Origin of the sequence: Providencia sp. PROV076, assembly GCF_028483405.1 — a bacterium.
GTDB lineage: Bacteria > Pseudomonadota > Gammaproteobacteria > Enterobacterales > Enterobacteriaceae > Providencia > Providencia huaxiensis.
Genome location: NZ_JAMPRR010000024.1, coordinates 50,481 through 75,003, shown reverse-complemented (window position 1 = coordinate 75,003; position 24,523 = coordinate 50,481). Strand labels below are relative to the sequence as shown.

Here is a 24,523-nt window from a genome sequence, read left to right as displayed (position 1 = left end):
GTATCCCAGAAAAGCCATTGATTTATTCTAAAGGTTATTAAAATCTTCCGTCTCAAATCGTCTTAAATGTTGATATAATTAGTCATTAAAACATTAATTATAAGTGGAATGAATGGAAGGCGAAAAGGAAAAAGTCAAGATTTTCTATTCTTGGCAATCAAGCTATGACGAACGCAAAAATAGGTTCTATATTCGTGATGCTTTAACAAAAGCAGTGACGCATCTGAATGAAAAACAATCAACATTCATATATGAATGGGATCAAGCCACGGATTACTCATCAGGAAGTCCTGACATTTTAGCAACTATATTGGCTAAAATATCGGCATCACAAATCGTGATTAGCGATGTGACAGTGATACCTCAAAATGGGACACCTAAAAATGAATTTCCAAATCCTAACGTTATGTTTGAACTGGGTTTTGCAGTTGCAAAAATAGGTTGGGGGCGAATAATTACTTTGTTGAATAGTAGCGAAGGGCATGGCCCCAAAGACCTACCATTTGACATCAATAAGCAGAGGGTTTCACTATATAATTCGAATAGAGATGACGGAAAGAAAAACCTAGAAAAGTTACTTATATTCGCCATTGAATTGATCACCTCTAATAACCCTGCATACCCTAATGAATCTGACCCAGCCATAACAGAAAAAATCAAGCGCCAGAGTGATATTAATACCCTGACCGGTTTAATGAATTATCTCGATACAAATATACTTGATTATTATTTTGAGGCATTGCCTAACATAATGTATTTTGATGGCTCAACCTGCTGGGAATCATTTAGAGCGATATTCAAGTCAAGTGCATTTTATTTGTATGACACTACAACTTTCAAAATACTGAACAATATTTATGAAAACTGGAGTCAATTAGTTGAAGCTGGTCAGTTTTTTTATGATCATCACCAGAATGGACTTGATTATATATTTCCAGGGAGAAAAAGGTACGAAAGCAGCGATGCTCAGATGGCTTGGGATGTTATTGGCTCGCTTTCAATGTCATTGCAAATGGAATTGGCTTCTTTAATAGAGAATTTAAAAAATAAATTCCCAGAGATAGATATTAATAAAACCAATAGTGAAGGCAGAAAAGATATCATCCGATCAAGACCTTAGTCTTATTGAATAAAGGCCCATTACGGGCCTTTTCTTTACACGATAATGATGGATTCGTTTCGTTCTCGCCTATGGTTATATTGTTCCAGCAGCTCCATCATTGAGCCATTAATGTTGATGCGGCTCTGTGTGCGGGTAATCGCGACATAAAGCAGGTTCATCTCATCAATAATGCTTTGTTTCGATTTCTTCATCATCAAAGCTTCAATAATGCTTGGGTAATCATCATTGAGGATAACGTTATCCCATTCCATGCCCTTGGATGTGTGAGCCGTGGTGATAATAAGATCAGCATCTTTGTGGGTACGAGCCTCATTCAGGCGCATCGTATCGACCATGCCGGGGATATCAACGTAGTTTTCCATCAACCTGATAGCCCGCATCATGTTCGTGTCTTTGGTCGTTTCGGCAATCTCCTGGAAGTTGGCCCAGTTACCGTAATCTGTCAGCACCCGAGGGTTTTTAATAGCTTCATAGTTACTTGTTTTCATGGCGTGAAGATCAAGCAACTCCCCCAGATTGTACTTACCGATACCACCATTCCACATGACACGCTTCCCCATCAGGATAGCCTCATAGGCAGAAGAAATGACTCCCATGTACGTTCGTGAGATAACAGCATGGAAGCCATGTTCGGCGATTTCATGAGGCTGACAAACTTCATCCAGCTTACCCAACCCTACAAGTGGGTGGGTTTCGCCAATCATGGATAAGACCACATTGGCAAGAGCTGCAACCATTGGGCCAAAGCGGAAAGACTTTGTCAGCCTGAGGACTGACGCGCCTTTTTCTTCAACAACGTCCAGCGCATTCTCTGCACCACGCCAGCGGTTAATCATTTGATGCTTATCGCCGACAAATAACTTCGCACACTTGTTATTGAGCACAATATCGAGTGTCACGGGGTTGGCGTCCTGAGCTTCATCGAACAGGATAATGTCATAGACCGAATCCAATGCAGGGTTAGACATCTGATAAAGCTTCAGTAACGTGTTATTCGTGCAAGGCACGTCAGATTCCTGATCGATTTGTTGCTTCCAGATCCGACGCGCTGCGCGCAATGCCGAATCCACGCGTGAAGGTGGGATTTTGTCAATGTTGCCGAGATCTTTTAATACGTGGGTCGTGTTAATTTCATAGTCAGCTGAGTTCATAAAGTGTGAAAGGCCATTGATAGCCAGTTTGACCACGCGCCAATCCTCTTCCTCCATCAGATCGCGGTACTCTTTAACCTGAATATTCAACTTTGTTTTATGGCGATAATGCTTAAAGCGTGCAGCGGCCAGCGCATGAGAGGTTTTGCACTCCACGTTTTTAGGGAATTTTTTCTCCGCCTCTTCACGGATAGACTTATTGAAGACCAAGTAAAGCATCTTCTTGTCTTTATGCGTGTCGGCATAGACCTTTAGTGTGAATGTTTTGCCCGAGCCTGCATAGGCCTGCACGCAAACCATCGATCCGGGCTCAGCCTTGTAGTCGATAATCCTCTGTTGCTCGTCAGTTGCTGCCATGAGCCTTCCTGTCGGTTGAAATGGACATAAATGGTACGATTTATACAACCGAGTTGGCACAAAAAAGGAGAGCGGATCGGGGACAAAAAAGGCTGACTAGTGGATTCATTCGGTGTCTCATAGAGACGATAAATTTGGGGAGGTATTATCGTAAAACTCGGTAGTGGTTACCGGTTTAGAAATCCCCACAACAACAGGCCATAAGTGCATGAAGAATCCCGATGAAGAACCCTTAAATAGCGAGCCCATTAGCCCAGATAGCCTTGTTAAAACGTTACGCACGCTGTATATGAAGAGCACGCGCGCCCTTCGTGAGTCTGACCGGCAGGCACAAAAGAAAAAGCAACTGCAAAAGGCCGTGCAGGATGCCACAATGCAGTTAAACGAACTAACCATTCAAAGTCTGGATGAGCAGCGCAGTGAGGCGTTTCTGGTGCAGCAGGATATAGCAACAAAAGCACTAAGAAAGGCCAATCGTAAACTGGCGAAGTTCTTTGATACAGCTGAGGAAGTGGAAGATCGCACTACGCTTGCGATGACAAACCTTCGGGATTATCTCTCCACGAATATTGATGAGAGGAATAAATGATGTTTTACGCATACTCGGTGCTGTGGATGATTGCCTGGAGCCTCATTTCGATTTACGTGTATCGTAAGGACAAGCAACAGGCTATCGAGAGAGGCCCGCGAGTAGAGGAATTAACGCTTGATGCGCTGGCCTTTCTCGGTGGTTGGCCGGGTTGCATCATCGCCCAGCAGATGTTCAAGCATAAAACACGTAGTGCATATCAGCGCCGATTTCGTGCTTTAGTAGGGGCCTGGGTGCTTGGCTATGCTTCTTTGTGGTATTTTTTGTGGGTTGGTCAAATTATCTAATCACCAGCATTTCAGACCAAAAAGGGAGGTTGCATTTTTAATGCGCCTCCCTTTTTGTTTACTTCAAAAAAGTAAATTGCAAAAATACAATCCTAGGCTGCAATTTTGCATGGGGAGGATGCATGTATTTATCGGGATGGGACGACGTCAAAGTTTTCCTTGCTGCTTTTCGAACCAATTCCTTGAGGGGGGCATCGATTCGTTTGTCGATGGATCAGACCACGGTAAGTCGAAGGCTAACAAATTTAGAAAAACAACTCGGTGCTAAACTGTTTTACCGCACGCCAGATGGATTAGTTCCTACTGAAGTGGCAGAAAGAGTGTTAGGTATCGCCCAGGAAATGGAGCGTAACTCTGTTTCCTTTCTGCGCTTGAGTGAAGGATCTAATGGTGAATTCTCCGGTGACGTATCAATAGCTACTACAGACAGGCTTGCAGTCGAATTCCTAATGTCAGCAGTTAAGATATTGAGAGATCGCTACCCCAATATTAATGTCACCATGAAACTTGGCGCACAGATGGCAGATATGTCGCGTGGTGAAGCTGAAATTGCCGTGCGAATCCAAAGACCTGCGGCACCAGATCTAATTGCTAAAAGGCTAGGGAGCTGGGATGTCGGCCTATACGCAACCCAGACATACCTTGATAAGTTTGGCCCACCAGAACTCGGCCAGCACCTTGCTAACCATGATATCGCTTTATACGACAATAAATTCAGCAGCCCTGTACCTGATACGATGGTAGGTGAATCTCGCCGAGATGCGCGGGTTGTAGCCAGGCTGACATCAAGCTTCTTACTCACAACCTTTGTGCGTTCGGGAATGGCTTTAGGGGAACTGCCATGCTACCAAGAGCAACGGTATCCTGAGTTAATTCGAATATGGCCGGATAAGGCCAGAAAGAAAAAATATGAAGTGTGGAAAGTCGTACATAAAGATGCCGCTGAACTCGCTAGGGTAAAAGCAGTATCAGAAGTCATTTCTGAAGTGTTTGAACGTGATATTAAGCCATTTGTCGCAGACCTACAAAGCTCGCTGTAATTTGCGCTACAAAGCAAAAACCCGACCGAAGTCGGGTTTTCTTGATGCTGGCCGTAGCCGCTGAATTAGATGCCAGCTGGCAGGGCGGTCGTTACGGCGCTGGTGGAAGTCATCATGCCGTTGATGATATCCGGCGCGTAGTACAGGCCGATGGCCGCACCAACAGCGACCGCGAAGGTCATCAGGGACTGGCGAACAACCGCAGCAGCAACGCCGACGATGACGATCAGACCCACCAGCACGCGGCCCAGAGAACCCTGCATGTAGGAAGTGATTGTGGCCCACACTTCGCTAAAACCAGTTTGCTCGGTACCTTTCGCGTAAACGGCGGTCACGCCCAGAGCCAGAACAGCGGAAGCAGCCAGAACAGATTTCAGGTTACGGGCGGAGATAGTTTTCATCGTTAACATCCTTTCTTGAGTTAAATTTCAGTTTTTGGATGTTCACCTGACTATTTAACGGGTTTCAGCAGGGAACGCAGATAAATATACAGATACCGAATACCTGATTCATTAAAAAAGCCTGACAGAAATACCTTGAAACATGAGAAATAAGGTGACTTTTTGATGCAAAAAGGGAAATGGTTAGATGTAATGGATAAAAATCTGATTTATTGAGTTTTCTGCATGTAGAAAAAAGGTGAACAAATCGCATGGCTAAACGTTTTGTTGCTTGTTTTCCCTGTGTTGTAATGGTTAGTGCAATTACAAACTTCTAAAATGGTGACTCATGGATCTCAAGAAAAAGCTTTTGGTCAGTTCCTTGGCTTTCACTCTCTCGTTATCAGCCCAAAACGCATTCGCGTTTAAATTTGACGATCTGCTTAACGGTCTGGGTAGTAGCCAAGAACAAAGCGAACAAATCCCTCCACGCGCACAGAAAGGCGCGCAGATAAACCACCAAACGCAAATCGTAATTGGCTTCTCGCCAGAAGGGTCAGCCCAGAAGGCGATCATCAATGCTATCCGCTCGGCAAAGTCAGAGCTCCGCCTGGCCGCATATTCCTTTACATCGAGAGATATCGTGAAAGAGCTGGTGGCAGCAAAGAAGCGTGGTATTGATGTCAAGATTGTGGTGGATGAGAAAGGCAATAAGAGCAAGCACTCTATATCAGCGATGAATACGGTAAGACTGGCTAAGATCCCAATCCGAACCAACGGGCGATATGCCATCATGCACGACAAGTTCATCGTGGTTGACCGGCAAACGGTGGAAACTGGATCTTTCAACTACAGCGATAGTGCGAATAAGCGAAACAGTGAAAATGCGATCGTGTTGTATAATTTACCAGAAGTGGCTGAGGTTTATCTGGAGCATTGGGAACGCCGTTGGGCAGGCGGGACCGAGCCGGAGATGAGCTATTAAGTTGGAAGTGTCAAGTTAGCGAACTGAAAACCACTCTATATATCGAGTGGTTTTTTTGTTCAACGCAAAATGGCGGTGAGCTCGCTCTCGTTAGTATCGACAAAGAACACCTCCCATAGCTTTTTCGCCAGGGTAGGGTTGATGACATTCACCTTGGAAATAGGCATCACACGACTCAGACCCAACCCCATAAAGTGCTCATAGAGCATGCGGGAGTGCCCACCAAACACACTTAGCGGCTGATTCAGAAGAAACACCACCTCTGCCATTGTTAAGCCTTCAACCTGCAACGTATAGCCCAGCGCGCGGGAACAAATCTCACGCATTACGCCGCGCTTAACTCGATAAATTTCATCTTCACTGAAGTGCTTTGGTAACTCACTTCGATCGCAGGTCATAGGGTCGATGCCGTCAATATAGCAGGCCGAATCATACTCAATACGGTACTGTGGCTCACCACTGTCATCGGTATTTTGCAGGCAACCAACCGGGTCAAGAATGGTGCCATCCTCCAGGACTAACCAGCCATACTGCGTATGAGATATTGAAAAAACGCCGTGATCACCATCGTTAACCGCCTCTTTATGTCGCGTTAGCCGAGTTCCCAACATTGCCTTACCACCGAAAACACCCCGCTGAAGAAGCGCACGACAAACTAGGTATGAATGTTGTGGTGTCCATTCGGCGTGAGGAATGCTGATACAGTAGCTTGTCGCAATGAGACGGATTCCATCAATAAGAGGGCTTATCATATTTACTCCGATAAAAAAGGCGTATCAAGGATACGCCTGTCCCATTGATCTTACTTTTTTGATTTCGGCTTTTGTTCAGGCTCCGCCGAAATGTAACGAAGGGAGTCAGTCCGCTGGCCCGGCTCACCAACACCTTGGAGAATCAGTGAATAGGTTCGCTTGCCTGCAACGATAAACAGATCCGTTGCTTGCGACCAGGAGGCCTTATTTTCACTGCGCTGGACACGGAGAATACCGCCAGGCAGCAATTTCAGTTGCCAACCTTTCTCGTCTGACAGGTAGGCACTTATGTTCTCACCCTTATCCGTTGGTAGCAGGAAGATTTTGGCAGCAAACGTGCTGTAGAGATAAACGGTATCCTGTTGTTGAGCTTTATACTCAACTTTCAACGCCGAACCTGTGTAGTTCAGATCCGAACCCGTCATCGTCATAGGTTGAGCGAACTGATTAGTAGCGGGGAGCTCAACGCGCTCCGGTCGGATAGGTTCTGGTGAGCCTGCTGGTGCAGGCTCAGCCGCCTGAGTTGGTACAGGAGTTGGTACTGGCTCAGGCGCTGGCAGTTCAGCCTTCGCTTGCTCTTCAGCCACTGGGGCCGCTTTTACGTCACCGCCCAGTGAAGGGGAAACGTCGGCTTCAGGTGAATTTTCCTCAGCGATCCCAAACTTGGCCGGGTCATACTCCCGCTCATTGCTGGCCGCAATTGGAGCAGATTGCTCTGCCTTAACGACATCTTCAGCCGGAAGGATTTCTGCCGTAGGCATAACAGGCTCAACCACTTCGGCTTCAACCGGAGTTTTAGTTTCAGGCAAACTGTTCTTCTTCAGTTCGGCAATTTCCAACGCGGGCGTTTGCGGCTCGTTTTTGCTATCAGTTGTTACGGCTTCGGCATTAGTCAGTTCAGACTCATGAGCTTGAGTGCCGCTGTTCTCAATGTCCTCTTTGACTTTATCAGTCAGCGCAACACCGTCGTTACCGATATTAACCGACATAGCTTCGACTTTCTCAGCCGGAGTTTTATCGCTCGTTAAAATAACAGCCGTCATCGCACCCCCTGCGATAATGGCCGCTACGATCACGGAAAGCACCGTCTTCTTCGATACTTTCTTCGTTGGTTCAGGCGTGTCCGCTTCCGCAGAGCGTTCACGCAAAATTTCCTGACCGTATTCAGCGCCAGTGCCGCGTTTCTCAGTCATCTATTTCCCCTCAAATTCATTCATGCACATTACCGATCACTGCAACGTTCGTTATGTTTACCCCGTCGCAGTTCAGCCTATTTAACAAACCCCGCAGAACGGAGCCCATGACCAACAGTGTTACCCTCACTGCCTGGTTGGATTGCTTGGTGATTATAACGGCATTGCTTCCGCTGCCGAAATTCAGAAGGGCGAAAAGGTCTGCGTTTTGCTTCCCTTTTCAGATGGAGTGGATATAAAAAAAGAACGCCGACTAAACGGCGCTCCATGAAAGAAAAGGTGAACGACTACAGTTCGCGGGTACCACGACAGTCTGGGAATAGGGAGCAACCAAAGAATGCTGACTTGCCAGATTTTCGAAGAACCATCTTTCCGCCGCATACCGGGCACAACGGCTCTTTCGCATCAATGGATTGAGTGGTTGCTTGGGACTTAGGGGGATTCTGTTCTAACTCTCCATTCCCTTTAATCATTTCGATCAGTTGTGTACCGTCGAGTAAAATAACCTTTCCTTTCACATTTTCGCGTTGAGCGAACTTCCATGCTTCATCGGTAAACAGGCCTGACGTAATAATGAATCCACGGTGAAAGCCGTCTGCGAGCACCACACCGTAAATTTCGCGGACAATAGCAACACCGACACGGTTTGTTTTCCAGTGTTTGCATTGCACCATTTCCCGGTGGCCGAAACCCTGAAGCTCAACATCCACACCACCGTCAGCGCCAGCCTGAGTAACACGGGCGCGATAGCCTTTAGTTTCGAAGAACTTGCAAACCACTTTTTCGAACTGATCCCACGTCATTCGCTCTAAGACCTGACGTGCATTGACGACTCCTTTTAGCTTGCCAAGCGCACGCCCTGAAGCCGATAACTGAAGATATTTAACGACCGTCCCAACAAAGAAACACAAGCCGATATAGAAAAGGAAAGCACCCACTAGCAGCGGTAGTTTGGCATGGAGCAGGTTCATGACAGAGACCATTTTGTCTTCAACCTTCTCACCGGGCGGGAACAACACATCGACAATCGCCTGGCTGATGGCACCTTGATACCCATAAGCATAGAGAAGGACCGTGATTGCCGCGATTGGAAGCCCGATATAGACACGAAATAGCAATGTGGTCTGAGGGGCATTTAAAGTGCGCCAATTTTCTTTTCTGAACCACGTTCCGACAACAACCCGCCCAGAGAACGTGAAAAACAGGAAAATGGACAACGTCAGCAGAAAGGAAATCAGCTGAATTTTCGAGCTCCCCGCAAAAATCGTATTGAGCACTATAATCAGGCCCGACATACCATAGAAGCGGATCCGCATTGCCTTTTCGGGTGTAACCTGACGTTTCTTTCCTTTCGACATTTACTGCACCTATTTTCGTTTTTTAGGCCAAGCCCGGCGAGCCTTGGCCCTCACCGACAGCTCATTGGAATTTAGAATCACGATGTCGTAAACGGCAATCAACCCCACTACGGATGGCGTGCCGTAAACGACAATTTCAGGGATGAGAGGTAGGTATGGTGAAATGACAGCATAGTAAACCACTAGTGATAAGACATACGTTGCCCAGATGTAGTAAATTTCTTTGCGGGCCAGCAAAAATACAGCGGCACAGAACAAAGCCATGTTTCCAACACCGATAATGTGGAAGAGCTCGGCCTCATTCTTACTGGCATATACAGCCAGGGCATAAACACCAGCTATCATTAACATTAAAACGTAGTTCACCACACGCAAAACCATATAAACCTCAACAAAGTAGCTTAGTCATTTGAATGTGCCGAGTTTATCATCGGCAGATCCGCTGACGAAATCACTCCAGTTTCGGCCGCAGGCACGTACCCAGCCATAGCATCCTGGTTATCGCATGCGATTTGGTTGGGGATCCAAAAATCCCCGTTCGTTGCTTCAACAAACCGAAAAACCATTTGGCAGGGGACATTTAGGACAGACGCGATAATCATGGTTTGGTTGCTCCCCTCAATAAATCGGGCGCTTTCATACTGAGCATCCTCAGCGAGCCCTTCGTTAAATAAGACTTGTAGTGCATCCAGCTCCGTCACTGGATCCGTCGTCACCTCTTTGCTCGGCGCTTTCTGTTGCGCTGGGGCTGACAGAGGTGTCACAGGCATCGGCTTTCCCGGCCCGACGTTAGCGCACCCCCCAAGGATTAGAACCATCAAAACTGACAGATATTTCATTGCATTACTCCTTCATGACGATGGAATTGTGGTTATTGAATAAGTGGATTACCTGCTGAGCCGATATATCCTCCCAGCCTTCAGGCATATCCGGTAGTTCATAGGTCATGGTATCTTCACGGGCATTCACGGGAATGGAGCAAACGAGAGAGAAGTTTCCTTGCTCGTCAGATATTGCCCATATTTGGGAAAAACCAATGACAGCCCCTGCCGTGACGCGCTGATTAATGCCCAGCATCATGCAGATAGCGCGTTGATATCCCATTGCACCAGGCTCACCGTATAGCGCACAATCAACACCTAGCGCAGTCAAAGCATTTACAGCTAATTGCATTAGCTCACGAGAGACAGCCTCACCAGCAGGGTTGTCATGACGCAAGGCATAGGGAATGTGATCAGTCTCAGCCAAAAGGGAATCATCCCCGGCCAACTTAAAGCCGGTCACTTTTTGGATGTGTTCATAACGTGAGCGGAAAAAATATTCAGGTACGCAGAAGTCTGGTCCTGAAAAGTTGATGAACCCAAGCCGTTCACAGACAGCCAGAGTCTGAGCTCTCCACTCATTGTAGGCTTCTACGGCACGAGCGAATTCAGCCACCATTTCAGGTGATTTTGTCTGGTAGAAGATTTCAATCATCATTTTCGCGCACCATCTGCACCTTGGCGGATCACTGCCATTTGTACGTCGAGCGCATCGTAATTGTTGAACGGATTAAAATTGAACAATGTGTGTATGACACGGGCATGAATCCGGTCATGCGGGACCAATCCTCGCAAAGGCTTTGGTGTGCCAGGTGGGTTTTCCCAGTAACGACTATCCCATGAGTGATCACGGTTGTCCCCGGCCATAAAGTAATAGCCTTCAGGAATAACCCAGCGACCTTTTGTTGGTACATAAGCAGCGTGTGTATCGATCACAAATCTGTACGGTTTACCAGTGCGCTCATCACAGGCCGAGAACACAAGGAAACCACCTTTTTCTTCGGTTTTTTGCCCCAGTACCCTACCATTGACTCGATACGTTTTGTCTGTGTCAAATTCAACCACATCACCGGGAATGCCGATAATGCGCTTTGTATAAAGCGTGCGAGGTACTGAAGGAGCCTTGAACACAGCTACATCGCCGCGCATTAATCGGCCATCGTCCAGCAATTCCCCCAGCCTGACCGCCGTAACATAGTCACCTACTTTATAGGTGGGCTGCATGGAGCCCGTAGGGACGCTGTAGATTGAGCCTATCCACCGATCACTGACAAACAACGTCACGGACAAGGCAAGGGCGATCACAAGCCAGGGTTGCGGTTTTCGGCGTTTGATGACATCTCGGCCCAAAACTGCCACCAGCCCGACAAATAAAATACCGAGCCCATTCATGAATGCACCGCCTTCAAAGAACGCGCGTAACGAGTGAGTGAATCAGCCAGGCGTATGTAAATTGACAACAGGTAGAAGTGATATGCGCTACCTTGCGCCATTTTTACGGCCAATGGATACTCTATTTCTTCGCCTCCTTCCATGATTATGAGGGACAAGTTGACGAATTGGTCATCACGACTAAAGCGTACACGGATTACCCGATTCGTTTTTACCGGCAGGTAATAACAGCGATACCCGATCACCGCAAAAACCAGTAAGAAAAGAGCCAGCAAACCGACTGGGACAATCCAAGTTAATTCCCCCGATAAACAGAACCAAAAGGCAACAGAAACAGCACCGTCAGTCAGTAACGTGAATACGCGGTTGAGCCGTAGGCGGCCAGTCAAGATCATCAATGGTACGAATCGGAGCATAGCTTCCTCCTGTTTATGGATGCGGACAGGATACCGAACACCTAACCGGTGACTGAGTTTTTTCATCGACAAAACGAAGACGAAAAAAAGGGGGCTTATTACTGATAAAAATTGACCTCATTTTCTTTGTCAGCAAATTTGTCGTGATAGCTTGAAGGTAGATTCTATTGTTCTTTAGGAGTGCGCATGTCCACCAGCCTGATTGCTCGGCAATTACCCGCGTTCGTCAATGACGCGATAGGCGTTGTTAGCTTTGGTCCCAAATTACTGTCCCATTCCGATGACATCCTTGATTTCAACGGTAACAAAATGACGCTGGAAGAAGCCATGAAATCGGGATCTGAAGATACGAAAATCAGCGAAACAAGCGCACTCTTGGTAAAGCACCTTGAGGCTTGTGACCCTGCGGTGTACTTCAAGCGCAAGACGGGATTCCTGTCCCGCATCTGGGATGCCCTGACGGGGTCAAAAGAAACACGCATGATTGAGTTCACCATGAATTGTCGTCGTGTCGATCGGCTGGTGGCACAAGCCCCATTGATACTGGAGCAGGCGCAAAAAGGCGTGCATATCTTGTTGGCGCTTGAGCAAATCTATACGCGTGACATTGAAGCTTTGGACGCTTACATCCAAGAAGGCCGGGCATTTATAGCCCAATATCGTGAAAGTGGGGAGGGGCTATCAGATCAGTTGGAGTACGGACTGACCCGCTTAGCTCAACGCATCCTTAATCTGGAAGTCACCAAAGCCTCTTCAGAAATGAATAAGGTTCAGGTAGGGATGTTGCTGCACTCTGCCGCAACAGAGGTAGACCTTCTGGATGCGGTTGTGAAAAGTGCAATCCCTATCTGGCATCACCAAATAAAACAACTGCGAAGTGGAGCGGCCAATATCGAGATAGATCCGCAAGTCGAACAGCGTTTTCGAACGTTGGTAAACAAACGCAACGATAACGTTAAAAAGGGTAGCTGATATGACCAACACAATCACTGTCACCGCTGATCAGATTATTTTGAACAAAGAGTCTGAAAAGTTTGCCGTCACCCCAGCTCAGCGCGATCAGGTCGCTGCCGTCGCAAACACCCTTGTGCTGGGCGATCCAAGGAGCGCACATAACTTTGGCCGCAGCAAATCACCCGATGGTGCCTATCTGGATAAGCTGTTGGAAAACGTTCATGTCTATAACCAAGGCAAGGACGGCAAGCGGCTGAATGAAATCGTTGAACTTGCTCGCGATATCAGTACGTCTGTACAGCCTGGCAAGGTGCAGCAGCTGTTACTGAAAATCCCAGTGCTCGGGTACTACGCGACGCGCGCACTTCGACTCGCTCATCGGGCGAATGACCGTTTTGACAACGTTAAAAACCAAGTCAGCTTACTGACGGAAGACATCACCAGCATCTCGACTGATCTCATTGGTCACAACAATAACCTCGACATTTTGTATGAGGAAGTGCTGGCCGAAGTGCATGAGTCGGGCATTAATATTGTGGCCGCAGGTTTCGCGATAGAGCATATTGAAGCCACCCTGAAACAGCGCCGCAAGGCATTGAAGAGCGACCCAGAAAACAATTTGCTTGCTTTGGAAGTCAGTAATATCGACCACCAGCTGGCCGTACTGAAAAAACGCAAAGTAGATATCATCATGACGCAGCAGAAATGCTTTGAGGATTTGACCATGATCCGAATGATGCAGCGAAATAACCTCAACATGCTTGACCAGTTTGAAACCATCAAGCGTGTAACACTCCCATCTGCCAAACGCGCTCACTTGCTGGTGGATCAGGCCACACAAAGTAACAACCGTTCAAAGCTGGTTCAGGCAGTGGGCGATGTCGTTAATGCGCAGGCGAGACACCAGGCAGACTTGGTCAGCGAGAGCTCCATCCGAATTGCACGGGAAGGACATCGCCCGGTGTATGATGAGTCAACATTGGAGCACATTTCAAACACCATCGGCGGTGCCGCGCGCGAGATTAAACGGATCCAACGTGAAAGCGAAGGCCACTACGCTCGCCTATCTGAACGTACAGACGCCTGGCAGAAGCACCGCCGTGAACTGCTTTTGGAACTGGCGGAATAATTTAGCAGTTACATCATAGGCCGAGTTATTCGGCCATCTCATTTAACGTTTAGTGTCCGGAGGGGGGAATGGTTAAGACAGAACCAGATATTGTCTCGACTGAAAAACGTATTCAACACAAGCGAAATCGATTGTTTTTGACGGGTTGCATCCTGTTGCTGCTTGCGGGTTTCGTCTGGATATTCAGTTGGATGCAACAGTTTGAACTGGATACACTCCATGCTATGGCGATCAATAAACCTGTTAATTTGTCTCTCGGTTCAGGGGCGTCGATAGAAGGGGGATTTGTCACAATCGGCGGGGTTATTGAAAAATACCTTTCGTATAGTATTCCATTTTTAGTTGCATTGGCCGTTGTCGTGGTAGGGATTGCGATAATGCAGTCAGAAGCATCGTACCTCATCATCATTGCGCCTGTCGCCGGTGTCATTTTTTCAACAATAATCCTGACGCATGATGAACCAAAATCGTTACCTAGCGCCACTTCGGTACGGACTGAAATACTTATTCCTGCCGGTGAGGTTAATGAATTACTGAGCGCGATCACGACAGAATACCCAGGGGTTGGCCTTATCCTGAAGGATGCGATGGAAAAGGGGAGCAATGATACAAATGCGGTTACCGCTTTTGAAGGTGAAATACGTTCAGGCTATGCTGCGGGTGACGCTCGTCGTGCGATGTCCATAAGCGTGGCATTGGTTCAGGCTCTGGCTGTGGCCGCGCAGAACACTTCTGACGAGAAGGAAGCTAACAAGCTTCTGGATAAAGCGAGCCGAGTCGCAGCCCTCAGTGTTCGCATTTTGAGGGATAATTATTTTGTGGATAGCGAGTTGGCATATCGATTATATGAATTGGCCCAGCGACTTGAGCCAAGCATTGTTAATGATGCCAAACCAAGCATTGAAGTGAAGTATCAGGAGTCGGCTGAAATCGCAGGAATATCACGAATACTGAACTGTGCTTTACTTGTGATGACAATGATACTCATCACGTTGTCTGGATTCGCAAATAGAAATCTGCGTTTGCTGAAGCAACTGAGAACGCAGCCGTGAACCACAATTCATAGAAACGAAGAGCCCCGGTTTTGCCGGGGCTTTTGATTAATGGTAGTGCTTGTTGTGATCGTTTTCCTCTTCTGCTTGAGAGGCCGCTGACATAATAGCCGGAGGTTCGGCGTAATCCTTTCCCTCATCATCCGGCTTCTTAAAGAATTTTGACCAAATGTAGTGACCAGCCAGTAAGGCAACTCCACCACCAATCATCAGCACATCAAACAAGTCGAGCTTAGGCATTTTTCTTCTCCAGTCAAAATGGGTCCATACCCGGCTGGCGTTTAACGCTTTCGGGCAGCGTAGGCAGTTCCCAATTTAAACACGGGCATTCTGACAAAAACACAGAAAAGGAGAGCGAAACGAGGGGGAAAAAAATCTGGCTCCATACAGTGCCATGAGATAATTAAGGCTCTTACCAACGCAGAGGTTTTAATGGCATTGATTATCCGAGCAGGAACCGGCCAGAGTGATACCACAGTCACCAAGGCTGATGAGCAAGGGCTTCTTGACCCTGTATTCGTTCAAAGCGTTCTGAAAGGGTACCCTGAGTTTTCTCAGCTAAGTCAGGGCATCACGTTGAATGGTGTGGTCTATGATCGTGTTCTCATGAATGAAGACGCGAAACACAGCGAGCTGGGTTTGAATCAACGAGCCACCACTTTGCTGGAGGAACATGTTTGCCTGGAAGGGCCGATCGTCGGTGATGTGTTGTTGCTAACGTCAGGAGAGCTTTACTGACACGTCGGTAATAAAAAGGCAACCATGTGGTTGCCTTTTCTTGTTGGATCATCCCAGCTGGTGGGGGTATTTGAGCCACCAGTCAGGTGAGTATAGGAAGTTTCCTTTCTCTTTCCAGCCAGCACCTATCAGCTGATCTTTAACAAAGTCAGGTTGTTTGCGTAGCGTGTCAATGGAAACTTCATCGACAATACAGACCGTTCCTTTCTCACCTTCAATCTCACTTTTAATGTAACGTGTCAGGCCGATGAGTTGAATGCGTGAGCTGATTGCACCTGCTGTCCGATCCATTTTTTTGGCTATCACGTCTGGCGAATGATGCTCCCCAAGTAAAGTGAATAGGAATTTATAGTTGCCAGCGAACCATAATTTACCGTTGCGCGTTTTTTCACGAGCAGGTGCTGGCTGGCGCTTTTCAGTGGATGTAGGTGGTGTCGAAGCTGCGGGGGTGGCGTTTTTTTCAGCCAGAGGAGGGGGTTGAGGTGCTGCGGTATCAATAGCCTGTCGTTTGGCATTCACTGCTTTCAACAAGGTTGCAGCGGCCATCATGTGCTCATTACACCGAACTGGTGTATCGGCTTCTGTGACTGAAGCTTTCAGCGGCCAGGAGCCTGGAATCAGGTCGGTGATCTGGGTTGCGTCAGACCACCAGGTTGGGGCTGTTAATTGCAAACCATCAATGAGCCAGCCATTGTGCAACATAGGTAGCACGTCAAAATAACGCATTTTCGACAGCACTCGTGGCTGGATAGTTGCGCACATCCAGACCTTGGCCTCCCCTGAGTCTTCAGCAGTTCCGACACGAACCAAACCCATGATAGAGAGCTGTTGAATAATATTAGACATGCTGCGCATCAGTACCTGCGTTAGTGCATCCTTACTGGGGCGCTGAGACAGAGCTGTCAGCATCATGCCCACATCCTCTGGAGTCCAAGGCTTACCGTTATTGAGCAAGTGAACTGTTCGGCGAGCAGGCGCGTCAGCATCGTCGTTATAACGAAACGCAAGAGCAGGGCGTGATGTCCACCACTCAGGCGACCGCAGTGATTGCTCTCCACGCCATACCTGTGGAGCCCATCCCATCTCGGTCAGATTGCGATAAATGCCGGACATAGTTTTACCCAAGCAAGCAATACCGACCTGGTGATTTGGCACCAGGGTTATCTGGCTGAGGTCATCAATGTTTTCACAAGTGGCAATGTACAAATCCATCGCGATACACTTGCGTTGAATTTCTTCCACATCCTTACCGATGACTGACGATAAGGCTGTAAAAGAGTAGTTATCCTTCAGCCCCTTCACAAGCTTGAGTTCGTCAGTAATCGACCACGCGATGTTCTCTTGAGTCATGTTGAGGTCCTATTTGATTACTACAGTGCTGATATTTTAACCGAGGGCAAGTCACTATCGAAATTTTGTGACCTATTTTGCACAGGGTTATGTACAGAATTTGTGGATAAAATGGCGATCAAAAAGCTTGATTTAAATTTCAAAGGCATCATTGGATTAGCCCTCTAGATTTAAGCTAACGTGCAGGTCAACGGTTGCCTGGCAGCCGGGGATGTATCTCGGCCAATCAGTTGCATTTGCTCGCTTTATAACCACGACCTCAAATCCAAACTGATCCGCAGTCAGGTCAACAATAAAGTCAGCATTATCCGCAGTTGCTTCACACCAATAATGGCCGTGCTGAGATGATGATGTGTATAACCCTCCGTCAGCGTACCCATCACCTCCACGGATCCGTGTCGGATAGCCGCCTCGGGTTAACATTGCGGCCAGCATCAAACTGGCATATAGACAGGTTCCCTTGGTTGAGGAAACATTGCAGTGTGCTAGTAACCCGTCGAGTATAATTCTTGCCTTCTGGGCAATCTCGGTTAATGAAGGTCGGGCTGGTGGAATGGTTAGGTGATGTGGGCTCACGGATTAGCCCTCATTCAACAGACGCTGTATAGCCGCTCTGACACGCAGGATTGCCGCACGCTCAGCGATTGTGCTGAATCCCTTAGTGTTATGCTTGCGTTCAAAAATGTCTTTTTCCCAGGCGGAGATATAGCCCTTTTCCCGTGCCTCGGCCAATTTGACTACCAGTTGTTCAGGATCTGAAATGACACAGAAGGGGGTGGCACTAACCTTTGCGAGGGCCTGCGCTTCTGCGGTGGTTTCCGGTAGCGCTTTGGAAATCCCGGCCTGCATCATTTTGGTTTGGATGTTAGCTCGTATCGCGTGCTGTTTGACCGTTAATTTTTTCATAGGAAAGGTCCGCAATGCGAAGTCCTTTTCCCACTGGTTGATGACATTCTGATTGAATGCGGTTTGGATGTGACTTGCACCGTAGACCAGCGCACGACTTTCTTCACCCATGTCTGCTAATTTGGCATTGATAGACTCACGCGTTTTCAGTTGTTTCTGCGTTAGCTTCCGCTTGTCGATGTTGCTCAGGTAAAACTCAAATTCCCAGGGGGTAATCACGGATTGAGCCAATGCCATTTCAAGCAATTTTCGACTGGCTGCTTTCGTACCGTCTTTTGATATCCGATCAATTGCATTGAAAATGCCATCCGAACCCAGAGCCATGAATTTATTGACGCAGCAGTTCCCAACTCTTGCAGCCTTGTTGTTCGTTTTATTTTTGATAACGCAGATTTTTATGATTGGCTGATGGCCGCACAAGCACTGGTCAGCTATCTGCGCCCGAAAAACTTGCTGTAATGACCATTCAGTACGGGCACTTTCCCAATCTTCAGCCGTGGACATTTTCGTAATGCGCTGCATTAATTGTATGTGCTTGTAACTTTTTGCTTCGTTGCTCTCGCTCATTGTTTTTCCAGTCAATCAAATCCTTACCTTTTCCCTGTAGGGTATAGATTTTGCCAAATAAGGGTCAACGGAAAAGCACCCTGTTTTGCTGTCCTTTTCGGTACAATTAACAGCGTGTTAGTAATTGCATATTTATGCATAAAAACTAATGGAATATGAGTGAGGTTTAAGCCGTAAAAAAGGGGGTGACTCGTTAAAAGTCACCCCCCACACTGGATCCCCACCCAGACATACAATGCTTCACATTCGTTTGCATTGATTTAAATCATACATTCTTCAGAATTAGATGGAAGTCTTTTTTTGGTCAAAAAATGCATAAACCACGAATGAACATTTGAAGCGAAAATGCGTGATAAAATTGTCACGATTTTTCCATTGCTTACAGCAAGTATATATTTGCTCAGTATAATTTGCATTTTTACCACCGTGGGTCGCGTTTATGCAGCATGAATGACCTATGTGCAATGTGGGCACAAATTAACCAGAATTTAACAAATCACTCGATGGTGCGCACAACTGAAAAGCGCCGATAAAACTAGCCGTTTCATCCAACCTTTGTGACAAAATTGGTTTATCCTCTTTGGATAAATGCCTTTCTTGGCTAATTGGGCATTTCAAAAGCCAGACATTGTTTCTTGAATTATTACGCATGATCTCGGTTAAGTGATTTCGTCAGGCGACTGGGCGGGCTTACCATTTCTGTATTAACGTACAGAAGGAGCTCAGAATGACTGCAATAATTGATAAACAGATTTCCGCCGCGAACTTAAATGCATTTGGCTGGCAGTTGGGAGACCACATTCACTCAACACCGTTTACCTCCCATGTTTTTTATCTGCGGGACTACCGAGATGATCAGGTGCATTTGGTGACCATTGGACAGCGGGACTTTGATTCAGCGCGCACAAACCTTGATGTGCCCATTGGGGCTCATGTGGAGGCAATAGCTCAGCTCATTAAAAAAAGTAGGAAAAAAGCATTATCGCAAAAGCATGCTGGCGCGCTCAGCTTTGCGTTAGTGAATTACATCAAAAACACTGGCGCTTATCGCCAATGGCTCACTTTGATTTCACCCGGCGAACGCATGCACGCAGTCATGAATATCTATAGCCAGAAAAATGGCCTAGTGAGACTTCGGCCATTTATCGTGCGCCACGATGAGTTAATGCTGACACCGAACGATGTCATGCAGAGCACTGAACAGATTTTTGTGATGGATAAAGCCAGGAATCCAGAGTGGTTTAACTAATCTGATATCTACTCGATAATAAGAAAAGAAGAGAGCGTTTGCTCTCTTTTTTTTGAAGTGACTCAACATTGTGTAATTTTGCATTAACCTGCAAGTAGACGAGTAGGGCAGGAACGCATAAAATTATAATCGCGAAATGCCTTTATAAATCAATGGCTTATTTAACATAATCCTCATTATATGTATCGCGTTAACAATTTTAACAATTGGGTTTCCTGAGGAGATTTCGAACCTCAAAGTGTCAGAAATGGAATTGAAAGATGAAAATGAGAGCCAACGCATCTTGTTATCTTTCAATGTGCATAGACTTATACTTTAACCATATTATGATCGATGGATTAGACGTTAAATTAAAGGCACGACATGGGACACAACTTAGCGGAATTATCTAAAGAAGAAATGGACAAGGTTAATGTTGACCTTGCTGCTTCAGCCGTTGCTTATAAAGAGCGACTAAATAAGCAAGTGCTTGATGTTCAAGTTGAACAGGAGCAGCCAGAGCACCTGAGAGAATATTTCCGTGAGAGATTAGCTCATTACCGCAAGCTTTCCGAGACACTGCCTGGCGCGGGCTATTACGCAACGCTAGACAGCAAAGCACAGCAATGAGCTTACACTTTTAACCTACTTTTATATGGATATTAAATGACGGAATTAAACAAAAACGACTGGATCATTGAAGCTGATAAATCTATTAAGGATGTCTTAGCTAATGCACTACGAACCGATAAAAATGGTTCTTGGGATGAAAATCAGATAACAACGAACGCATTGAATGCCATTGGTAGCTTAGGGAAGCAATTGAAATGGAAATCGCAAAACCAATCTACTGTTTGGGAGTCATATAAGCAAAAAGGCAAGGCTGAGACAGCTTCAGGGGACGTACTTTTTTTTATTAAAGTAATCTTATCTAATGAGGTGACCATCGAGGGGGTAATTTACTACGAAGCAAAAAAAATGTATTTAAATGAAAGACAAGAACCTACAGGATACTCAGCTTTTGACTTCAATCAATTGGGCAGGATAGTACACCACTCATGGGGAAGCAACATATTACTATACGACGTAAGCCTTACTTCAAGTGCTAATGGAGGAGACCCGGAACACTCAGTTGGTTCGTTTGCTTTACCAGCTGCTTTTGTTTATTCCCTCCTAAAAGGCACTAGCAGATTTACTTCCAATCAATCCAAAGAATTACCAGGCTTAGGCAAGCCGTGGGCAAATTTTTTGGCTGATAATTTCTCTGGATTTGGTTTAGATTACCATCCCGCAGTCGTCGGTTACGCAAAGGAATACATATCTCAAAAGCATCCATTGTTACCTGCAAATATAGTCATTGCAACCACAAGTAAAGCGCCAGAGATAGAGCCAGAACTGGACCGCCGTTTTATTATTCCAAATTTATATATCCCGTCTGGTGAAGATGCAGATGGTGAGGTCATTCGTCATACTGATGATTAATGAGATCAGATGTTTGTGGGAAGTAAAAGTCTGTTATTATGGATTTGGGTGCTTGAATCATTTTGGTTCGAGCATTTGCAAGTTCCAAAAAGACGAAAGCCCCGAATTATATATGACAATAATTCGAGGCAGTCTCCAAACGTAGCAATTTGATTCTGCCTCCTTTAACAAAAGGAGTCAAGAGGAATGACCAAGTTTGCCCTTATTAGGCTGATTGCCGTATGTATTACGGTTTTGTGTTTCTCTCTGCTAATGCGAGATAGGCTTTGCTCTTTGAGTGTAAGCAGCGGAAATACAGTGGTTCAAGCTACTCTTTCCTGTAACGAGTAGTCTTGTGGGGGAGTTATCTCCCCCACATTTCTCTTTCTTTTGCCATGTTCGGTGATGCAAGCACCCTTTTCAATGCCTTCCTGACGATCAACGCACCTTCGCAATCGGGAGGTCATTGACGTTTGTTGTATATTCCGGAGACAGCATGCCGCGCGTCATTCCCCAGGATGGGTCACATCCTTTTCCAGCAAAGCCAATATTGAATTTTCCAGATCGATTCATGTTATCCAATAGAGCCATCAACTCTTCACTTCTTTTAAAAGGTTTGGCGGTGGAAAAAAGGTCGAACTGAGTAACATTTGAACCGGAAAAATCAGACAGCATCACGCCTGCTCGGTGGTATTGATACCCTTCCCTCCAAATTGCCCCCAGAGCTTTAACTGCGGCATTAATGATATCTCTTGTGTCTGCGCTAGCGTACACCAGACGCTCAGTAGCCCGATTGCTATACAAAGGGCCTGGCGAATAATGGCTTGTGCCAAGGAATACACTGACGACGCCACACAGTTGCTTTTCAGCCCTCAATTTCTCACTCGCTCTCTCTGCATAGGAACAAATTGCCTGGTGCATTTCGTCATAGCATTGAACTTTTTTGCCAAAAGATTTCGAGGAAATAATTTGCTCTTTAACTTTTCGCACTTCTTCTATTTCAATACAGGACTCACCGTTGAGCTCACGAACCGTCCTTTCAACGACAACGCCGAAGGTTTTTCGGATCGTAGCGATATTAGCATCAGCCAACTCTAACGCGGTATTAATGCCCATCATACGCAGCTTGGCAGAAATGCGACGACCCACCCCCCAAATCTCATCAACCGGTAATAATGACATCAATTTTCTTTGTCTGGTTTTTTGGCTTAATTCGACTACGCCCCCGGTTTTGCTCCAGCGCTTTGCCGCATGATTAGCCAGCTTGGCGAGTGTTTTTGTCGGACCAAAACCAACGCCAATAGGAACATGTGCAATTTGCAAAATGTCTTTTTGGATGGCCCGGCCAAATTCCTCGTACCCCCCTAACCTTTTACTTTCTGGCACGATCAGAAAGGCCTCGTCTATTGAGTATACTTCCATGACATCTGCAAAAGTGGATAACACAGACATAGTTCTGTCTGATACATCCTGGTACAAGGTGTAATTTGAAGAGAAGACTTGAACATTGTTTTTTTTAAAGAAATTTGCATTTTCAAAGTACAGAGCCCCCATTTTAATACCCAGCGCCTTTGCCTCCTTTGAACGTGAGATTACGATATGGTCATTATTTGCCAGAACAACAATAGGTAAGCCCTGGAGGCGCGGGTTAAAAGCAGACTCGCACGAACAATAAAAACTGTTAATGTCGCAGTGAGCAAACATCATAACGTTTTGTGAATAACGTAGGTCACAACCCCAAAGACGGTGAACTCAGCCCAATCAGCTATAGGAATTGGAGAAAAACTTGGGTTCATCGGGATAAGTGCTGGATACGGCGTTTTTTGGAGTTTTTTGATAGTAAATTCGCCATCTATGGAAGCGATGATAATGTTTCCGTCATGCGCCTGTAGGCTACTGTCTACGATAACAATGTCACCATCGCTAATATTGGCGTCGATCATTGATGTACCTGATACCCTCAAAAAATAGGTTCCCGCCGGGTGTGTTATTAATAATTCGTTTAAGTCTATGTTTTTTTTGGCGTAATCAGCGGCTGGGGAGGGAAAGCCTGCGGGAATGAGCGCCTCGAAAAAAGGCAGTTTTATCCCCGCTGGTAATTCACATAATGAAAATTGCATAACGCCACCTTTTGAATAACTGTAAATATATACAGTATTATTATTCAGGTGCGAATGATTGTCTAGTTGCTATTTTGTGATGGTATTCCGGTAAAGAATATACTCGCGATACAGAAGCATGATAAACCCACCCGCGACAAAGCCTGAAATGCTGCTCTGATATCCTTCTGGGGGGTGATAGCCTGCGATGGTAGCGAGTAAAATACAAGGCATACCAACCAATATAACGATTGTCCTTACGGCCTTTTGCCTGCCCATTAACATTAAAAAGGCAAGGCCAAGTATGAAGCCAAGCAATGTCGTAGCATCAACACCCAGACTAACAAGTCGGACTATGATTAAGGCGATTATAAATATTGCGATGAGCAGCTTATTTTTTTGGTTGCGGTACATGTAATGAATGAATTCAAGTAACCGCATCACCTCAACCTTCCCCGTGAATATCCATATACAATTTCATACCACTGTCGATGGAGTTCGTAAATATCTTAATTATAAGATCTGCATTTCTGTTGATAAGAGCATCGCGCAAAGGATAATAATATTTAGGCCATTCCTCTAAGGAAGTTGTTTCATAGAGGAAGTGGAAGCTAGGCCCCACACTTACCCAAAGCTGTGTAATCAACGCCATAAGCTCAGGGGAATCAGAAAGCGTAAACATCCGCAGTCTCAACGCCCAATGCAATTGAACGGCGGTTTTAATGTCCCCCGACAAGTGTGCCGCTTCGAGTTCGAGCGTCAATTCCACCAGTGAATTAAGCGCTTCGTCAGACATGATATTTATTGAACGAGTGATGGCGGGTAGTTCTAGCATCTTCCGTATGCCCATCAATTCAATAAGTCGATCAGGATGAATATCCGGAACCAAAAAAGCGTGGGAAGGTGAAACATGTAACGCTCCATACGAAGAAAGCCTTACCAGTGCTTCTCTTACAGGAGTAATGCTCATGTTTAAAGATTCTGCAATTTCCTTGGTGATCATCTTTTGGCCTGGAGCAAGAAACCCCAGAATTAAGGCGCATTTTAGACGATTTTCAACTTGTTGGGTTAGACTGATTCTACGCGGAGGTTTTGCATTTAATGACAATAGGATCTGGTCTGAAATGTCACATAGTTGAAATTTATTTTTATTCATAATTGAAATTCTCGCGGAACTTTAACCTAACAAAATATT

The 24,523-nt window shown here is 46.1% G+C and carries 31 protein-coding genes; 13 read left to right on the top strand and 18 right to left on the bottom strand.

Annotated features, from left to right (window positions below; genetic code table 11):
- The first annotated feature begins 112 nt into the window (after positions 1-112).
- The gene (locus PSF67_RS15730; protein WP_052219384.1) at positions 113-1,120 is read left to right on the top strand and encodes a hypothetical protein; all 1,008 of its coding nucleotides are present in this window, start codon (positions 113-115) and stop codon (positions 1,118-1,120) included.
- Between the two features lie 35 nt (positions 1,121-1,155).
- On the opposite strand, the gene PSF67_RS15725 is transcribed toward PSF67_RS15730, so the two are convergent.
- Entirely contained in the window at positions 1,156-2,631 is a 1,476-nt protein-coding gene (locus PSF67_RS15725; protein ID WP_042847267.1) for a 3'-5' exonuclease, read from the bottom strand.
- Between the two features lie 208 nt (positions 2,632-2,839).
- Here PSF67_RS15725 and PSF67_RS15720 point away from each other — a divergent pair, with 208 nt between their 5' ends.
- From PSF67_RS15720 to PSF67_RS15710, 3 genes are all read left to right on the top strand, one after another.
- Complete coding sequence (locus PSF67_RS15720) at positions 2,840-3,220, top strand: hypothetical protein (protein WP_042847269.1); 381 nt, start codon at positions 2,840-2,842, stop codon at positions 3,218-3,220.
- Entirely contained in the window at positions 3,217-3,507 is a 291-nt protein-coding gene (locus PSF67_RS15715; RefSeq protein ID WP_226617172.1) for a DUF1294 domain-containing protein, read from the top strand. Before PSF67_RS15720 ends, PSF67_RS15715 begins: the two co-directional genes overlap by 4 nt.
- Before the next feature lie 122 nt (positions 3,508-3,629).
- Complete coding sequence (locus tag PSF67_RS15710) at positions 3,630-4,547, top strand: LysR family transcriptional regulator (RefSeq protein WP_042847272.1); 918 nt, start codon at positions 3,630-3,632, stop codon at positions 4,545-4,547.
- Positions 4,548-4,612: 65 nt separating this feature from the next.
- On the opposite strand, the gene traA is transcribed toward PSF67_RS15710, so the two are convergent.
- Positions 4,613-4,948, bottom strand: coding sequence for a TraA family conjugative transfer protein (gene traA, locus PSF67_RS15705; RefSeq protein ID WP_042847274.1), 336 nt, complete (start codon positions 4,946-4,948; stop codon positions 4,613-4,615).
- 328 nt (positions 4,949-5,276) lie between these two features.
- Between traA and PSF67_RS15700 the strand changes: the two genes are divergently transcribed.
- Positions 5,277-5,912 (top strand): phospholipase D family nuclease, encoded by a 636-nt coding sequence (locus tag PSF67_RS15700; RefSeq protein WP_080750914.1) that lies wholly within the window; start codon positions 5,277-5,279, stop codon positions 5,910-5,912.
- 59 nt (positions 5,913-5,971) lie between these two features.
- Here PSF67_RS15700 and PSF67_RS15695 read toward each other — a convergent pair whose 3' ends face one another.
- From PSF67_RS15695 to PSF67_RS15660, 8 genes are all read right to left on the bottom strand, one after another.
- The gene (locus tag PSF67_RS15695; protein ID WP_052219385.1) at positions 5,972-6,664 is read right to left on the bottom strand and encodes a hypothetical protein; all 693 of its coding nucleotides are present in this window, start codon (positions 6,662-6,664) and stop codon (positions 5,972-5,974) included.
- Between the two features lie 50 nt (positions 6,665-6,714).
- On the bottom strand, positions 6,715-7,857 hold the full coding sequence (locus tag PSF67_RS15690; protein ID WP_042847275.1) for a hypothetical protein: 1,143 nt from the start codon (positions 7,855-7,857) through the stop codon (positions 6,715-6,717).
- Positions 7,858-8,144: 287 nt separating this feature from the next.
- Positions 8,145-9,215 carry a restriction endonuclease gene (locus PSF67_RS15685; RefSeq protein WP_052219386.1) on the bottom strand — a complete coding sequence of 357 codons (1,071 nt, stop codon included), beginning with the start codon at positions 9,213-9,215 and terminating at the stop codon, positions 8,145-8,147.
- A gap of 9 nt (positions 9,216-9,224) precedes the next feature.
- Positions 9,225-9,596 (bottom strand): hypothetical protein, encoded by a 372-nt coding sequence (locus tag PSF67_RS15680; protein ID WP_042847277.1) that lies wholly within the window; start codon positions 9,594-9,596, stop codon positions 9,225-9,227.
- A 20-nt stretch (positions 9,597-9,616) separates the two neighbouring features.
- Positions 9,617-10,054: a hypothetical protein gene (locus tag PSF67_RS15675; protein ID WP_042847279.1), complete on the bottom strand. Its 438-nt coding sequence runs from the start codon at positions 10,052-10,054 to the stop codon at positions 9,617-9,619.
- A gap of 4 nt (positions 10,055-10,058) precedes the next feature.
- Complete coding sequence (locus tag PSF67_RS15670; protein ID WP_162762204.1) at positions 10,059-10,655, bottom strand: hypothetical protein; 597 nt, start codon at positions 10,653-10,655, stop codon at positions 10,059-10,061.
- 35 nt (positions 10,656-10,690) lie between these two features.
- The gene (lepB, locus tag PSF67_RS15665) at positions 10,691-11,428 is read right to left on the bottom strand and encodes a signal peptidase I (RefSeq protein ID WP_263057238.1); all 738 of its coding nucleotides are present in this window, start codon (positions 11,426-11,428) and stop codon (positions 10,691-10,693) included.
- Entirely contained in the window at positions 11,425-11,844 is a 420-nt protein-coding gene (locus PSF67_RS15660) for a hypothetical protein (RefSeq protein ID WP_042847283.1), read from the bottom strand. The genes lepB and PSF67_RS15660 overlap by 4 nt, the downstream gene beginning before the upstream one ends.
- A gap of 186 nt (positions 11,845-12,030) precedes the next feature.
- On the opposite strand from PSF67_RS15660, the gene PSF67_RS15655 reads away from it, so the two are divergent.
- From PSF67_RS15655 to PSF67_RS15645, 3 genes are all read left to right on the top strand, one after another.
- Positions 12,031-12,816, top strand: coding sequence for a hypothetical protein (locus tag PSF67_RS15655; RefSeq protein ID WP_237072357.1), 786 nt, complete (start codon positions 12,031-12,033; stop codon positions 12,814-12,816).
- 1 nt (position 12,817) lies between these two features.
- The gene (locus tag PSF67_RS15650) at positions 12,818-13,927 is read left to right on the top strand and encodes a toxic anion resistance protein (protein WP_042847288.1); all 1,110 of its coding nucleotides are present in this window, start codon (positions 12,818-12,820) and stop codon (positions 13,925-13,927) included.
- Positions 13,928-13,995: 68 nt separating this feature from the next.
- The gene (locus PSF67_RS15645; protein WP_042847290.1) at positions 13,996-14,979 is read left to right on the top strand and encodes a hypothetical protein; all 984 of its coding nucleotides are present in this window, start codon (positions 13,996-13,998) and stop codon (positions 14,977-14,979) included.
- A 48-nt stretch (positions 14,980-15,027) separates the two neighbouring features.
- On the opposite strand, the gene PSF67_RS15640 is transcribed toward PSF67_RS15645, so the two are convergent.
- Positions 15,028-15,219 (bottom strand): hypothetical protein, encoded by a 192-nt coding sequence (locus tag PSF67_RS15640; RefSeq protein ID WP_042847293.1) that lies wholly within the window; start codon positions 15,217-15,219, stop codon positions 15,028-15,030.
- Between the two features lie 192 nt (positions 15,220-15,411).
- Between PSF67_RS15640 and PSF67_RS15635 the strand changes: the two genes are divergently transcribed.
- Positions 15,412-15,717 (top strand): hypothetical protein, encoded by a 306-nt coding sequence (locus tag PSF67_RS15635; RefSeq protein ID WP_042847295.1) that lies wholly within the window; start codon positions 15,412-15,414, stop codon positions 15,715-15,717.
- Between the two features lie 48 nt (positions 15,718-15,765).
- On the opposite strand, the gene PSF67_RS15630 is transcribed toward PSF67_RS15635, so the two are convergent.
- From PSF67_RS15630 to PSF67_RS15620, 3 genes are all read right to left on the bottom strand, one after another.
- A complete protein-coding gene (locus PSF67_RS15630) occupies positions 15,766-16,872 on the bottom strand; it encodes a hypothetical protein (RefSeq protein WP_196053750.1) in 1,107 nt (368 codons plus the stop codon).
- A gap of 351 nt (positions 16,873-17,223) precedes the next feature.
- Positions 17,224-17,643 (bottom strand): hypothetical protein, encoded by a 420-nt coding sequence (locus PSF67_RS15625; protein ID WP_226617171.1) that lies wholly within the window; start codon positions 17,641-17,643, stop codon positions 17,224-17,226.
- 3 nt (positions 17,644-17,646) lie between these two features.
- A complete protein-coding gene (locus tag PSF67_RS15620; RefSeq protein ID WP_237072356.1) occupies positions 17,647-18,540 on the bottom strand; it encodes a hypothetical protein in 894 nt (297 codons plus the stop codon).
- A gap of 727 nt (positions 18,541-19,267) precedes the next feature.
- On the opposite strand from PSF67_RS15620, the gene PSF67_RS15615 reads away from it, so the two are divergent.
- The 4 genes from PSF67_RS15615 to PSF67_RS15600 all read left to right on the top strand — a co-directional run bounded on the left by PSF67_RS15615 (position 19,268) and on the right by PSF67_RS15600 (position 21,580).
- A complete protein-coding gene (locus tag PSF67_RS15615; protein ID WP_042847299.1) occupies positions 19,268-19,789 on the top strand; it encodes a hypothetical protein in 522 nt (173 codons plus the stop codon).
- 363 nt (positions 19,790-20,152) lie between these two features.
- Positions 20,153-20,398 (top strand): DNA polymerase III subunit theta, encoded by a 246-nt coding sequence (locus PSF67_RS15610; RefSeq protein WP_166267796.1) that lies wholly within the window; start codon positions 20,153-20,155, stop codon positions 20,396-20,398.
- A gap of 36 nt (positions 20,399-20,434) precedes the next feature.
- Positions 20,435-21,250: a hypothetical protein gene (locus PSF67_RS15605; protein ID WP_042847303.1), complete on the top strand. Its 816-nt coding sequence runs from the start codon at positions 20,435-20,437 to the stop codon at positions 21,248-21,250.
- Positions 21,251-21,436: 186 nt separating this feature from the next.
- Positions 21,437-21,580, top strand: coding sequence for a Hok/Gef family protein (locus tag PSF67_RS15600; RefSeq protein WP_072035187.1), 144 nt, complete (start codon positions 21,437-21,439; stop codon positions 21,578-21,580).
- 87 nt (positions 21,581-21,667) lie between these two features.
- On the opposite strand, the gene umuC is transcribed toward PSF67_RS15600, so the two are convergent.
- The 4 genes from umuC to PSF67_RS15580 form a co-directional block, all read right to left on the bottom strand.
- Positions 21,668-22,933: a translesion error-prone DNA polymerase V subunit UmuC gene (umuC, locus tag PSF67_RS15595; protein ID WP_042847494.1), complete on the bottom strand. Its 1,266-nt coding sequence runs from the start codon at positions 22,931-22,933 to the stop codon at positions 21,668-21,670.
- A complete protein-coding gene (gene umuD, locus PSF67_RS15590) occupies positions 22,933-23,349 on the bottom strand; it encodes a translesion error-prone DNA polymerase V autoproteolytic subunit (protein WP_042847304.1) in 417 nt (138 codons plus the stop codon). The genes umuC and umuD overlap by 1 nt, the downstream gene beginning before the upstream one ends.
- Positions 23,350-23,418: 69 nt before the next feature.
- Positions 23,419-23,769, bottom strand: coding sequence for a hypothetical protein (locus PSF67_RS15585; RefSeq protein WP_042847307.1), 351 nt, complete (start codon positions 23,767-23,769; stop codon positions 23,419-23,421).
- A 4-nt stretch (positions 23,770-23,773) separates the two neighbouring features.
- Complete coding sequence (locus tag PSF67_RS15580) at positions 23,774-24,484, bottom strand: GntR family transcriptional regulator (RefSeq protein WP_196053751.1); 711 nt, start codon at positions 24,482-24,484, stop codon at positions 23,774-23,776.
- Positions 24,485-24,523: the final 39 nt, after the last annotated feature.

Coding starts and splice junctions, on each gene's coding strand:
- PSF67_RS15720 (WP_042847269.1), top strand. CDS start 2,840: ATGAAGAATCCCGATGAAGAACCCTTAAATAGCGAGCCCATTAGCCCA.
- PSF67_RS15710 (WP_042847272.1), top strand. CDS start 3,630: ATGTATTTATCGGGATGGGACGACGTCAAAGTTTTCCTTGCTGCTTTT.
- PSF67_RS15730 (WP_052219384.1), top strand. CDS start 113: ATGGAAGGCGAAAAGGAAAAAGTCAAGATTTTCTATTCTTGGCAATCA.
- PSF67_RS15640 (WP_042847293.1), bottom strand. CDS start 15,219: ATGCCTAAGCTCGACTTGTTTGATGTGCTGATGATTGGTGGTGGAGTT.
- umuC (WP_042847494.1), bottom strand. CDS start 22,933: ATGTTTGCTCACTGCGACATTAACAGTTTTTATTGTTCGTGCGAGTCT.
- PSF67_RS15650 (WP_042847288.1), top strand. CDS start 12,818: ATGACCAACACAATCACTGTCACCGCTGATCAGATTATTTTGAACAAA.
- PSF67_RS15610 (WP_166267796.1), top strand. CDS start 20,153: ATGGGACACAACTTAGCGGAATTATCTAAAGAAGAAATGGACAAGGTT.
- PSF67_RS15660 (WP_042847283.1), bottom strand. CDS start 11,844: ATGCTCCGATTCGTACCATTGATGATCTTGACTGGCCGCCTACGGCTC.
- traA (WP_042847274.1), bottom strand. CDS start 4,948: ATGAAAACTATCTCCGCCCGTAACCTGAAATCTGTTCTGGCTGCTTCC.
- PSF67_RS15670 (WP_162762204.1), bottom strand. CDS start 10,655: ATGGTGGCTGAATTCGCTCGTGCCGTAGAAGCCTACAATGAGTGGAGA.
- PSF67_RS15700 (WP_080750914.1), top strand. CDS start 5,277: ATGGATCTCAAGAAAAAGCTTTTGGTCAGTTCCTTGGCTTTCACTCTC.
- PSF67_RS15600 (WP_072035187.1), top strand. CDS start 21,437: ATGACCAAGTTTGCCCTTATTAGGCTGATTGCCGTATGTATTACGGTT.
- PSF67_RS15655 (WP_237072357.1), top strand. CDS start 12,031: ATGTCCACCAGCCTGATTGCTCGGCAATTACCCGCGTTCGTCAATGAC.
- PSF67_RS15695 (WP_052219385.1), bottom strand. CDS start 6,664: ATGATAAGCCCTCTTATTGATGGAATCCGTCTCATTGCGACAAGCTAC.
- PSF67_RS15675 (WP_042847279.1), bottom strand. CDS start 10,054: ATGAAATATCTGTCAGTTTTGATGGTTCTAATCCTTGGGGGGTGCGCT.
- PSF67_RS15725 (WP_042847267.1), bottom strand. CDS start 2,631: ATGGCAGCAACTGACGAGCAACAGAGGATTATCGACTACAAGGCTGAG.
- PSF67_RS15585 (WP_042847307.1), bottom strand. CDS start 23,769: ATGCGGTTACTTGAATTCATTCATTACATGTACCGCAACCAAAAAAAT.
- PSF67_RS15680 (WP_042847277.1), bottom strand. CDS start 9,596: ATGGTTTTGCGTGTGGTGAACTACGTTTTAATGTTAATGATAGCTGGT.
- PSF67_RS15685 (WP_052219386.1), bottom strand. CDS start 9,215: ATGTCGAAAGGAAAGAAACGTCAGGTTACACCCGAAAAGGCAATGCGG.
- PSF67_RS15690 (WP_042847275.1), bottom strand. CDS start 7,857: ATGACTGAGAAACGCGGCACTGGCGCTGAATACGGTCAGGAAATTTTG.
- PSF67_RS15715 (WP_226617172.1), top strand. CDS start 3,217: ATGATGTTTTACGCATACTCGGTGCTGTGGATGATTGCCTGGAGCCTC.
- umuD (WP_042847304.1), bottom strand. CDS start 23,349: ATGCAATTTTCATTATGTGAATTACCAGCGGGGATAAAACTGCCTTTT.
- lepB (WP_263057238.1), bottom strand. CDS start 11,428: ATGAATGGGCTCGGTATTTTATTTGTCGGGCTGGTGGCAGTTTTGGGC.
- PSF67_RS15620 (WP_237072356.1), bottom strand. CDS start 18,540: ATGAGCGAGAGCAACGAAGCAAAAAGTTACAAGCACATACAATTAATG.
- PSF67_RS15605 (WP_042847303.1), top strand. CDS start 20,435: ATGACGGAATTAAACAAAAACGACTGGATCATTGAAGCTGATAAATCT.
- PSF67_RS15645 (WP_042847290.1), top strand. CDS start 13,996: ATGGTTAAGACAGAACCAGATATTGTCTCGACTGAAAAACGTATTCAA.
- PSF67_RS15635 (WP_042847295.1), top strand. CDS start 15,412: ATGGCATTGATTATCCGAGCAGGAACCGGCCAGAGTGATACCACAGTC.
- PSF67_RS15615 (WP_042847299.1), top strand. CDS start 19,268: ATGACTGCAATAATTGATAAACAGATTTCCGCCGCGAACTTAAATGCA.
- PSF67_RS15580 (WP_196053751.1), bottom strand. CDS start 24,484: ATGAATAAAAATAAATTTCAACTATGTGACATTTCAGACCAGATCCTA.